The sequence below is a fragment of the Pseudoalteromonas sp. 20-92 genome, assembly GCF_030847595.1.
GTDB lineage: Bacteria > Pseudomonadota > Gammaproteobacteria > Enterobacterales > Alteromonadaceae > Pseudoalteromonas > Pseudoalteromonas fuliginea.
This window is the reverse complement of record NZ_JANJGQ010000011.1, coordinates 18,132-30,270: the sequence shown is the minus strand read 5'-3', so window position 1 is coordinate 30,270 and position 12,139 is coordinate 18,132. Positions and strand designations below refer to the sequence as shown.

Genomic DNA, 12,139 nt, shown 5'->3' with positions numbered 1-12,139 from the left:
CCACTTTTAAACGGTATTATAAGTCTTGATGCGGGCCAAATATTTCGTAATGAATATGCTCACTTTTAACACCGAGCCCAAGTAATTGGTTTTTTATAAATGCCATGAACCCCGCAGGGCCACACAAGTAAAAGTCGCCATTACTCAATGGTAGCTGTGCTTGTACTGCGTTTAAGCTCATTAACCCAGTAAAGTCAACGCCCTCTGTCGCTTGATTAAACCACGTTATTGTTTGCAAGTGGTTATTCTGCGCTGTTAACTCATTTAAATATTTTGAAAACAAGTGCTGCTGAGTATTTTCGCAGGCATGTAAATACATAATCTCTTGATTAGAATTATCACTTAATAACGTTTCAAGCATAGCCAGCATTGGCGTTTGCCCAACACCTGCTGAAATGAGTACCGCTGGGTTTGTGTTATTGCGTAAAAAGAAGTCTCCTGCCGGCGGGTATAACTCAACAATAGTGCCTTGCTCTAATGAGTGTAAATAATTAGACACCATGCCAGGCTTTGGCTGTAGCTCTTTTTTAACACTAATACGGTAGTTTTTAGCGTTACTTTTTTGCGAAATAGAATACTGGCGAATTTCTTCATATTCAGCGCCCTCTGGCTTAACTTTAATACCTAAATACTGCCCTGGTTTATGTTTAATAACAGCTTCGCCATCAACTGGCGTAAGTGTAAAGCTTGTTACTAGTTCTGATTCGGCCTGTTTGTTGGTTATTTTAAATTGGCGAGTTCCCGCCCAACCACCGTGTTTATTTTTACTGTGCTCATACAAAGCAGCTTCTTCGGTTATACAAATATCAGCAAGTACGCCGTAAGCTTCGCGCCAAGCGTATTCAACATCGGGAGTAAATTGCTCAGGAATAAGCTCTTTTAATGTACCAATTAAATGCGCACCTACAATAGGGTAATGCTCAGGTAAAATATTCAAGCTTGTATGTTTATGATTAATACGTGTTAGCGCTTCTTTTAATACGGCTAAATTATCAATATTTTGTGCATACGCAGCCAATGCATTAAAAAGTGCAAATTGCTGACGACCTGTATCTTGATTCGCCATATTAAAAATATTTTTAAGCTCAGGATTATGGCTAAATAAACGCTTATAAAAATGATCGGTAACAACCGTACCCGCCTGCGCTAATAACGGAACTGTGCTTTTTACAATCTCAATGGTTTTATCAGATAACATATGTGTTTCCTATGGATGGATGAACTAACCACGACGCCCATCAACACGACGCCGCGTTAATATAGGTGTGCAGTGAATTAAAAATAATGAAAAAGCCACTAGCCACAGCAAAGCACTTATTTGCCAAGCAAGGTGAGGCCCAATAATAAAAGGGAGTAATGAACGAGTAATAGCGGCCACAAGCAAAAACGCAAAAGCAACAGCCATGTAATGAGGAATAGCGAGTGTACGCCCTGTATGACCATGCGATACACGCGTCATCATTGCTAAAATCATCATACCTATTGTGCCAATAGTGATTAAGTGCAGCGCATCTTTAAATTGTATTGCACTGCTATAAAAGCTTATTGCCACCAGCATCAAACCAACACCTAGAGCAAGGTACGAAAAATGCAAAGACCATAACAACGGCACTCTCAATACCTTGCTATCCCACCAACAACCAGCCCTGACCAGATGAAGCACAGCAACCGTTGCAACAACCAATGCAGGATTAATCGTGTTCAAAAACAACTTGTCGATGAAAAATAAAGTGATAGCCAAAATAGATAAATACATCACCGCTTTATCTATTTTAGGAGTGCGAACTTGCTCGGTTAAACCCAGACCTTTAGCGGTAAAAAATGGTAAAACGCGACCCGCAACAATGCCAACTAGTAAAGTAATAACCAGTACTGCGGTATCAACCACACCAAGTGCAAGTTGCATGTTTTTCTGTAAAATGAGTATTAAATACAATACATTGAGCCCACAAAGCACAGCTAAAATAGCTAAAAATGGATAGTTACTTTTGCTATTGGCTTTTAATAACATATTAGCCAACGCGGCTATGGCGCCTAGCCACCAAATAACTTGTAATGTAAGTGCAGCATATAAATTAAAATGAGCAATATCAGGCAATATCACAAAAAAGGCTAAGCGCGCTGCAAGCCATATAAACGTAAGCCACATAAGGGCTTTGCCACTTATGCTCGGTACGCCTGTCCATGTTTGTGCAGCGGTAAGTAAAAAGCCAACAGCTACAACTCCTGCAAAGCCAAACAGCATTTCGTGCGCGTGCCATAATGTCGCAGGTATCGATGAGTGCCAACTTGCATGGCCTGTTAAAATAAGTAGCCAATACCCCACCGACAAAAATGCCAATAAGCCACCGCCTAAAAAGAAAGGTCTAAAAGCGAGCATCCATAATGGCCATTGAGATACTTGATGAATAGCAACGCGTGCTGGCATTGGCTCAGTTAAGTTTATAGGGCGCATTATCGCACCTCCTGCCCTAAACCATGTTGTGCAACACAGCGCAGTACGTAACTTACTTTTAAAATAGCAGCAATAACAATAGTCCCAATATGAGCTGATACTTGCACCGCCATGGAAAAGTACTCAGCAAACGGGTAGCTAATTAAAATACTTGCCGTAATACACACTAAACTCACAGCTAATGCCGTATTGGCAGCAAATAATACTGTTTCGTATAGTGAACTAAACTGTGTTTGATTATTTAAATTATTCAGCATTAGAGTGTTCATGGCGATCTCTGTAACTAACTACGTTACTTAGCTATTACACATACTGTGCCAACAACTTTATTCATTTAAATTCAATAAGTTAAATTAAACCACTTTACACTATGAGTCTTTATGACCTACTATAAGTTAACTCATAAAAACACAAACAGGTCATTTTGACATGAACCAGCAATTCAACCTTACCCAAGTTGCTCTAGAGCTTGCTCAAAGTACACTGCACGAGCATAGTTTTGATCAATTACTAGCAACGGTTGAGCGGGTGATTCCTAGTGATGCAAGTGCGTTATTAGCGCTTCAGGGCGAGCAATTAAAACCACTGGCAATTAAAGGATTAATGCCCGACAGTTTAGGCAGACGATTTAAAATAGCAGAGCACCCTCGCCTAGAAGCTATTTGCAAAAGCACACTTGCGCTGCAATTTGCGCACGACTGCCCACTACCCGATCCATACGACGGATTACTATTAGCTAAAACCGGCGACATACCGGTACATGCATGTTTAGGTTTACCTCTTTATGATAAAAACGCGCTACTTGGCGTACTTACGTTTGATAGCCTTAACGCCAATGCATTTAACAGCATAAGCGCTGATACACTCAATACTTTACAAACGCTGTGTAGTGCGCACTTTAAAACGGCCTTAGAACTTGCCCATTACAAACAGCATGCACAGCACTCAAGTGCATTAGTACAAGAACTAAATCGTGAAGCATTAACACGGGACGGCGGTGAAATTATTGGTCAAAGCCCGCTAATGCAAACACTTAAAAACGACATTAAACTCGTTGCAGCATCTAACTTTAGCGTGCTGATATTAGGTGAAACAGGGGTAGGGAAAGAACTTGTTGCGCGTAACATTCACTTAAATTCAGCTCGAAAAGATCAACCGCTTATTCACTTAAATTGTGCCTCACTTCCCGAAAACCTCGCCGAAAGTGAATTTTTTGGTCATTCTAAAGGGGCTTTTACAGGCGCACTAAATTCGCGCCAAGGTAAATTTCAATTAGCTGATGGCGGCACGTTATTTTTAGATGAAATAGGCGAACTACCCCTTGCCATGCAAAGTAAACTATTACGAGTGCTACAAAGTGGCGAAATACAAACGGTAGGAGAAGACACGCCAAAATACGTAAATGTACGCGTTGTTGCTGCAACCAACAGAAATTTAAAAGAAGAAGTAGCTCAAGGTCGCTTTAGAGCCGATTTATACCATCGCCTCAGTGTCTACCCTATTACTGTGCCACCACTTAGTAAACGCGAGCACGACATAACACTCTTAGCTGGTTATTTTATTGAGCAAACAGCCCGTAAATTAGGGATAAAACAATTAAAACTAAGCCCCGAAGCGCAAGCATTACTTAATCAGTACAGCTGGCCAGGTAACGTGCGCGAGCTTGAACATGTCATTAGCCGCAGCGCCCTAAAAGCAAAACAAAGCCAATGGCAAAATCCAATAATAACCATTACAAGCGAGCACTGTGATTTAATCCCGAGTGCGCCGCAAAACTCTCTAGTAGCAAGCCAAAGTACAACCAACACCTTAATCAACCAACCTTTAAAGCAAACTGTAGAATCGTTGCAATACAACGTAATTACTGAGCAATTAAAGAAGCATAACTACAACTGGTCAGCAGCAGCAAGAGTGCTTGAATTAGATAGAGCTAACTTAGTACGCTTGGCTAAACGCCTAGGGATAGAAGTGAAAAAAACACTATAATCATTTAAAACATAGCTAAAATGCGGCTAATACCAATCTGCTTATATATGGGGTCTATTTAACGTTAAGAAAATTACGCTAGAACTAGGCAAAAATTTTTGTATCTAGTTGTTCTAAATAAAAAATTTTTAACGACGTTATAGTGAAATTTAATTCGTTAAATTGATCAAAGATTTATGCAGGTTGGTATAAAACTATTGATTAGCAGCTAACTTACTAAAATGTGTTTTTAGCAACCCTGCAAAAGCTTGTACTTTAGCAGTGCGATGCACTAAGTGATGCGTGACTAACCATACATCGGTAGGCCAGCTTAACTCACTGTGTAATATAGGCACTAAATCAGGATATTGCGCCGCTACGTCATGCTGCAATCCGCCAATACCTAGCCCTTTAATTATTGCACGAGTCGCTTCTGCGGTTTCAGATACTCGCAGCTTTATTTGCGATGCGGGAATATGTTCATCAGCCCACGCAAAATAAGGCACGCGGGCATTAAAACCTGCCACACCCGATACAAAATTATGCTGTTGTAAATCACTTAATAATTTAGGCATGCCGTATTTATTAATATAACGTTTATTAGCGTATAAGCCCGATGAAAGCTGCGCCAAATGTTGAGCAATATAATCGCCTTCATCAGGCCTTGGGCCTGCACGCACAGCAATATGTGCTTGCCCGTGATCGAGCCTTAGCCTTTTTTGTTCTAAAATAACTTCTAACTGCACCTGCGGGTGTAACGCTTGAAACTGCTCACACACATCCCCAAGTATATCCATAAAACCGCTTACCGTCGTTAGCAACAAACTCCCTCTAAGTGTACTGTCTGCCGAAGCAATATCGTTATGAAGCTGCTCTAACGAACTATGAATAGTTTGCGCCGTTGCGAATAACTTAGTGCCAATTTCAGTTACTTTATAACCACGGGCATGGCGATGAAAAAGTCGTGCATTTAAGTTTTTTTCTAGATTATTAATTCGTCTAAGCACTGTGCTGTGGTGCACATTAAGCTCTTCTGCTGCCGCTGTTAGCGTGCCTAAACGTGCTACTTCAAACGCTACTTTAACGTCTTGCCAATCTTCAAACTTTATCGCCATGCTGCCTACCTTTCACTTATGTGCATATACGCACATAAGTGTTGCGTTTATTGGGGTTTTCTACAAGCAAAATTTTGCTACATTAGCCATGAAACTTAAAACATTAAAAGGCCACTACCATGTCAGCACCAAAAATTATCGCTCTAGCAGGAAGCCTTCGCCAAGAAAGCTTTAATCAAAAAATTATTAATGAAGCAGCACGTTTTGCTCTACAAACAGGTGCTGAAGTAGAAGTAATAAAACTAAACGAATTAAACATCCCACTATTTAACGAAGATATAGAAGCGCAAGGCACACCAAGCGATGTACAGCTTTTGAAAGACAAGCTACGTAAAGCCGACGGTATTTTACTAGCAAGCCCAGAGTACAACGGCTCTATTACCGCAGCACTAAAAAACGCCATTGATTGGGCATCGCGCACAGAACAAGGTGCTGTTCCTGCTTTTCGTAATAAAGTGGTCGCTTTGTTTGCAGCATCGCCAGGTGGGCTTGGCGGATTACGAGGTTTAAATCATGTGCGTGATATATTAAGCGGCATTGGTTCGTTAGTGCTTGCCGATCAGCTTGCTGTACCCGCTGTACACACTTTGTTTGATGAAAATGGGCAAATAAATGAACCTGTAACGGCTGAAAAAGTATCAGCCCTTGCTCATCAATTAGTAAGCGTTGCAAGTAAGTTAAAATAACTTGCACGCCCGCCTACTTACTTTGTCGCCGCTATTTTTGCGGCGATAAAATCGGTATGCGTTACATATAAAAGCCCTGCGACTTTACGTATTACGTAGTCTTCTTGGGGATCTATTTCTCCATCGGCATACGCTAAGCGCCATAATAGTTCTATTATTTCTATTCGCTGTACCGCGCTGCAATGCTCATTAATCTGTTTTGAAAACTGAAAGTAATCTATCGCACCATCCAAACTACTCGCCGCATTAGTGGTGAGCTCATCAACTTCGATATCTGTTAAATTAAAGTACTTTTTTAAGGTTACAGTCAGGGTTTGTTGTTCATCATGTTCAAGCTTGGCATCAGCGCGCATAACTTCAATTAACAATGCAGCAACGGCTGTTTTTAAATCGTGCTTTTGCATACTTGGCTGCTGGTCATCGAATACAGCAAAAAGTTGTTTTATCTGTTTGAACATCACACTTTCCCTTTTGGGTGTTAGACTAAACGAAAATTAATCGGCCTTATAACTCATATTAATGGGTATAAAGTTCGCAAATTAAAGGATACATTTTTATGAAAGGATTAAACTCTCCACGCTTCACTATAGGCGCGATACTGGTCGCCCTTTCGAGCGCAAATACAGCCTTTGCTGAAAAAGCCGAAACAGAAAAACTCTACGACTTTGACAACAAAGTGCATTACTACCAAACAAAAATTGGCGAAGACAATTATAAAATAAAAATTAAGTCTGACGATTACAAACACTTTTCCAACCAAAGCGTATTTTTATTACGCCATGCTGAGCGCTTATGTCGTGGCAACACCTTTATGTTGAAAGTGCTTGAAGGCGTGCAAGAATATGAACGTTTTCCAACTAAGCCACGCGCCTATCAACCAGATTTAAGTGTTTTACTACAATGCGAAACTAAAGAAGATACAAGCAAGGGCAAGTAACCTTAGTCTTTATAACCCCAAGGTGCTGATGGTGGAGTAATAGGTTTAGTTAAATCAAAATCCACTTTAAACTCACGCCCTTGGCGAATTAACCGATAAGTAAATACTTCCGGGTAAATATACATTTGCCATGTATTACCTACAGACTGTGCAATGCCTTGTGCTACAAATAACTCTTTAGAGTACTGGTCTGCTGGAAACGACTGCATTTGAGCAAATCCTGCATCAAGTGTATGGCCACCATACATAGTGGATGCGTCGTCGCTACCATCTTTATGGCGATGATCGTGTTTTAAACTCAAACCACTGCCCGTTTTAGTTATGATCCATGTACGCGATGCATCATCCCCTACATGAAACGGTACTTGTAGCTCGCTATTGCTACATTTACGAACATGCATAACCAGTTTATTATTGTCAAATGAGCTTGGCCCTTTTGCATTATCTACACTTACTTTACCCTCAAACGCTTTACCACAGTGCGCTGCAATATTATTAAAAAACGCATCATGCGTCGGTATAGATACCAAAGGCGCAGGGCGTGCAATAGCTGTTGATGAGGCAAGTAATAACGCTGTCATTGATAATTTATTCACTAAAAAGCCTTATATGATAAAAATTAAATTTAGCTAAACAAACCTAAATTCTAGTTAAGAAGTTAACTAACAATACTGCAACTCTTTTTATAATAGATCGTGTATGCAGTTATTAGCATTTACTTAGCGCAAAGGCATTTAAATGCCTATAAAAAAGCGCGAAATTCGCGCTTAGTTTTTTATAATTATGGATTCAAGGGTATTTCAGAATTAAACCTAATGTACCCTTTTAACTCTGGAGAATCATTACTTTCACAACGTTGTGTGAAGTTTACCGCTAGCTTTTGAACTTCTTCAGTATTTTCTTCAAGCTCAAAAACTTCGAACTCGCCATACACTTCATTACATCCCCTATGCTCTCCAGTAAAGCTTAATCCTGGTGATGATGAGTCTTGAAAAGGATAGCGAGTCGCATTGCTATATTTAGCGACAGATAAGCGCTCGTTGCCTGGTGCTTTTAAATCTAAATTCCAAAAGCTTATATTATTTTCAAAGGAAAATGCTAAATGCGACATATCCTCGCCATCAAAGCTAGTCGAAAAGTCGCCTGTATTTAACGTTTCAATAATTTTTTTTCCTGAGCTTATGTAGTCCCCTTCTTCACCACTTATGTACAAATAAGTACCAGATTTTGGAAGGTATTTTAGTGTAATTCGTTCTCTGGCAACTTCACCCAACTCATTGGTGATAATAAGCTCTATAATTAAATCTGACTCAATATTTTGAGGTAAACTGAAGCTCGTAGATACTGCTTCATCATTATCAAATTCGATACCCAAACCACTTACATCAACCCATTTATACGAAAAGCTTTCACCATTATTTAGTATGCTCTCTTGTGCGCTCAAGGTTGGATATGCATCATCTTGATAAAAGTAATTGTCGCTTGTCAATTTTGGAATAATGCTATCAGTCGTACTTATATCAGCATTTATCCAGCTCAAGTTCTGCCCTGTAACGCTAACTATCTCAGAAATATTTAAACTATAATTTGAACCAGCTTGAAGGAAACTTTCAGGATAAATATTTATTTTGGCACCTGCAATTTCTACTCTAGCAGGTAAATTACCTGTGCTATAATCATACTCCTTTTGAAAAAAAGCCGTTGCAGACTGAACCGCTCGAGAAAAAGTAAGTGTTATGGGTCCATCAACTGGCACTAATTTTTGACCTAGATCGTTATCATATATACGCTGAAAATTATCTACACGAAATGAAATGATATGATTATTTTCATCAAACGAAGCAAGCCCATCAACAGAAAAATAATCCCAATAAAGCGCGAACTCCTCTTGATCATATTTGACGAGAAACTGCTCAGAATCTGTAACAAAATTACTCTCTAGTAATAAAAATTCTTTTTGTGATTCAACTTTCATTGAGCCTTTATGGGGGTATTCCAAGAAATAACCGAACCACGGCTCTTCTTGAGAAAAGCTAAACTCACCATTTAGGTTAGAATCAAAAACGTTGCCGTTCGTGCTTATAGAATATGTAGCAGTGTTAAAATCTATATTTTTATCAATTAATAGATTTTTTATATTAATGTTATAAACTTCGTCATTAAGGTAAGTTTCTTTTAACGATGTTGCGTGTAAATTCTCATCTGCGACTATAGTTATATTTCGGCTACTGGGCGAGTAAGAAAGCTGTGTAGAGTAACTGCCTTTAAAAGACATAAAACCACTATAGTTACTATTCATATCGACAATATCTACTGCATCATTATTAACTGTAAAATCAATAGATTTACTTTGCTCATCTACATCATTTATAGATACCAACCTAGTACCTACTAGTATAGTTTGATAACTTACCAAGCAATCTTGAAAAGTTTGTTTAAGTCTATCCCCTTGAGATACTGTTGCCGAATCATCGTTATCGAGGTAAGTGAGTGTGTTCAAGCCGCCATTTGGACAAACTGTTTCTTGCGTTATGACTTCCCCACTATTTTTTTGTATAAGCAAGTTACTAAGTGATTGCGCTTCCAAAAGAAGCTTGTTTTGTAATAATAAAACTGTATTAGTAGTATCCTTGGGTGCTGTGACAACATTTATGCGATGCTTAACAGTTAGAGTATATTCAGTACGAATTTCGCTTTCACCGTCAAAAACATATAAAACATAAGTTAAATCAGAGTCTTCTTTAACATCTAAGCTTTCGATATTTAATTGCGCGCCTTCACCGACCAACAGGCTATCTTGGTTAAACCACGTGAAAGTGAGCCCCTCTGAACTCTGATTTACACTGGCAACAAGTGTAAATCCATCTTCTTCGTCAACACTGTTAGGTCCATCTATTGTCACTATTAATTGTTGCTTAATTTCCTCATCAGAATCACTTGAACTTCCACCGCCACACCCTGCAATTATAGATACAACAAAAAAAAGTAGTGCAATATCCCTAGCAAATTTAAATTTCACATTAATTCCCTAATAATTATATTTTTACTAATATTATCAAACAAGTTAGAAATATGTAACGCAATTTAAACTTTACCAATCACACTAAAGAAAAACCTTATCCTTTGAGTTACCTTTATCAAACGAAATAAAAATAAACAGACCATGACTTAGACTAAAGGATAACAAGCCTGTTTATATTAGATTATCGAATTAGAACATGGCAAAAAAAACACAAGCAATTGATTTACAATAAAATAAAATCAATTTCATTTTCTAGCTAAGAAAACCAACACACTGACTTAGCGTTAAATAAAGTCATACACGACCTTTTGCCTATACATTATTGAGTAAAAGCTGTTCTACCCTGCCCCTTCACTATTCATTTGCTTTAACAAAAGCCGTATTAATAAATAAACAACGAGTAACAGGAGGAACTATGTCAGCAACCCAAAAGGGTAACGAGTCAGATCACAAAAAAGCATTACATGACGATGCAAACAGCTATCAAAACAATCACAAACCCAGCTCCGAGTTTAATAGCCGCGACGAGTATCTTGAACATGAGCTGCAAATTATGCAGCCTAAACGCTGGCGTCCTAATTTACCGTTTAGAGATTACCGATTTGAATTTGAAGACACCATTCCTGCAATGGCGGGCACTATTGGTAAAGTCGTTATGGTGGGTGCTATTGCAGCAACATTTGCGGCGCCTCTTGGCTTAAGCGATGCATTTGTTTTAGAAAACGTGCGCTACGAATTACTCATTGTTTCTATTTTTATCATCTTATTCTCAGGCTTTATTTTACCAACAGCTAACTTGGCTGGTACTCATGGCCCTCTTATACCGTTAATTCCTATTGTAGTTGCAGCTGGCGGCCACCCTATGGCGTTTGGCTTACTCATTGGTGCCTTTGGTTTTATTTTGGCCATAACCAAAGGAGGGAGTATGCTCGCGCGCCTAACCAGTAAAGGTGTATGTGGCGGGCTACTCATTTATTTAGGCTTTATTGGTACTATTTCGCAGGTTAAAAAGCTGTTTGCCTGGGCTGAGGCCATTGATATGGCGCATATTGCGTTTATTGTTATTTTAGCCACCATTTTATTGTATGCGCTATTAGAGCACTTTAAAAAGCGTTGGTTAGCCGTGCCGTTAAGCTGCCTTATTGGTGGTGTGGTTGCCTTTGCTTTAGGCGCACCGTTTGAGTTTCATACTGCACCGGGTTTACCAAATATGAACCCAGCTTATTGGTGGGGTGAAAACACGGGCTGGATGCTTGGCCTGCCAACACTTGAAAGCTTTGTGGTTGTACTCCCATTTGCAGTGCTCGCCGTTGCTATGTGGTCACCAGATTTTTTAGGTCATCAAGTATTTCAAAAAATAAGCTATCCGCAACGTACTGAAAAAGTACAAATGAATATCGACGACACCATGCTGAGCGCATCGGTTAGACAAACATTTGGCTCACTTGCCGGTGGTGCTAACTTTACCTCATCGTGGGGAACCTACATTGTACCTGCTGCTATTGCTAAACGCCCTATTCCGGCTGGCGCTATTTTAACTGCATTATTTTGTATTATTGCTGGTTTATGGGGTTACCCTATGGATTTAGCCATTTGGCAACCTGTGCTTTGTGTTGCGCTTATTGTAGGAGTGTTTATTCCGCTACTTGAAGCTGGCATGGGAATGACGCGCGAAGGCAAAACAACGCAATCAGCCGCTATTGTGGTGTTTGCCTCAACCTTGGTTAATCCGGCTTTTGGTTGGTCGCTTACTATGTTACTTGATAATCTAGGGCTTATTGGCTGTAAAGAACGTAGCGCTGAGCTAACTAAAATGAGCCGCTGGGTGATTCCACTTATTATGTTTGTGCTACTTACCACTGTAATGGCAATTGTAGGCATGTTACCTGGTATACCTGCGTTAATGGCTGACTTTAGACATTAAGCCTTAGGTACTGAACCTAATATTTACCCACAAAA

General features: G+C 39.5%; 11 protein-coding genes. 4 read left to right on the top strand and 7 right to left on the bottom strand.

Going from position 1 to position 12,139, the window contains the following annotated elements; all coding sequences use genetic code 11:
* Positions 1–16: 16 nt before the first annotated feature.
* From hmpA to NRL14_RS11275, 3 genes are read right to left on the bottom strand one after another with little or no spacing between them, the layout of a single operon-like run.
* Positions 17–1,198, bottom strand: coding sequence for an NO-inducible flavohemoprotein (gene hmpA, locus NRL14_RS11285; RefSeq protein WP_306724691.1), 1,182 nt, complete (start codon positions 1,196–1,198; stop codon positions 17–19).
* 24 nt (positions 1,199–1,222) lie between these two features.
* Positions 1,223–2,455, bottom strand: coding sequence for an NnrS family protein (locus NRL14_RS11280; protein WP_306724690.1), 1,233 nt, complete (start codon positions 2,453–2,455; stop codon positions 1,223–1,225).
* On the bottom strand, positions 2,455–2,724 hold the full coding sequence (locus NRL14_RS11275; protein WP_007584928.1) for a hypothetical protein: 270 nt from the start codon (positions 2,722–2,724) through the stop codon (positions 2,455–2,457). The genes NRL14_RS11280 and NRL14_RS11275 overlap by 1 nt, the downstream gene beginning before the upstream one ends.
* 160 nt (positions 2,725–2,884) lie before the next feature.
* On the opposite strand from NRL14_RS11275, the gene norR reads away from it, so the two are divergent.
* Complete coding sequence (norR, locus tag NRL14_RS11270) at positions 2,885–4,441, top strand: nitric oxide reductase transcriptional regulator NorR (RefSeq protein ID WP_096792241.1); 1,557 nt, start codon at positions 2,885–2,887, stop codon at positions 4,439–4,441.
* Positions 4,442–4,635: 194 nt separating this feature from the next.
* Here the strand turns inward: norR and NRL14_RS11265 are convergent, their stop codons facing one another.
* Positions 4,636–5,535 (bottom strand): LysR family transcriptional regulator, encoded by a 900-nt coding sequence (locus tag NRL14_RS11265; RefSeq protein ID WP_149613421.1) that lies wholly within the window; start codon positions 5,533–5,535, stop codon positions 4,636–4,638.
* Between the two features lie 119 nt (positions 5,536–5,654).
* Here NRL14_RS11265 and NRL14_RS11260 point away from each other — a divergent pair, with 119 nt between their 5' ends.
* Positions 5,655–6,221, top strand: a complete 567-nt coding sequence (locus NRL14_RS11260; RefSeq protein WP_149613420.1) for an NADPH-dependent FMN reductase — start codon at positions 5,655–5,657, stop codon at positions 6,219–6,221.
* Positions 6,222–6,238: 17 nt separating this feature from the next.
* Here the strand turns inward: NRL14_RS11260 and NRL14_RS11255 are convergent, their stop codons facing one another.
* On the bottom strand, positions 6,239–6,679 hold the full coding sequence (locus NRL14_RS11255) for a TerB family tellurite resistance protein (RefSeq protein ID WP_033040561.1): 441 nt from the start codon (positions 6,677–6,679) through the stop codon (positions 6,239–6,241).
* Between the two features lie 98 nt (positions 6,680–6,777).
* Here NRL14_RS11255 and NRL14_RS11250 point away from each other — a divergent pair, with 98 nt between their 5' ends.
* Entirely contained in the window at positions 6,778–7,158 is a 381-nt protein-coding gene (locus NRL14_RS11250) for a hypothetical protein (protein ID WP_008138679.1), read from the top strand.
* Positions 7,159–7,160: 2 nt separating this feature from the next.
* Here the strand turns inward: NRL14_RS11250 and NRL14_RS11245 are convergent, their stop codons facing one another.
* Positions 7,161–7,739, bottom strand: coding sequence for a hypothetical protein (locus tag NRL14_RS11245; RefSeq protein ID WP_306724725.1), 579 nt, complete (start codon positions 7,737–7,739; stop codon positions 7,161–7,163).
* Positions 7,740–7,939: 200 nt separating this feature from the next.
* Entirely contained in the window at positions 7,940–10,177 is a 2,238-nt protein-coding gene (locus tag NRL14_RS11240) for an Ig-like domain-containing protein (RefSeq protein ID WP_306724689.1), read from the bottom strand.
* Positions 10,178–10,595: 418 nt separating this feature from the next.
* On the opposite strand from NRL14_RS11240, the gene NRL14_RS11235 reads away from it, so the two are divergent.
* Positions 10,596–12,104: a DUF3360 family protein gene (locus NRL14_RS11235; RefSeq protein WP_306724688.1), complete on the top strand. Its 1,509-nt coding sequence runs from the start codon at positions 10,596–10,598 to the stop codon at positions 12,102–12,104.
* Positions 12,105–12,139: the final 35 nt, after the last annotated feature.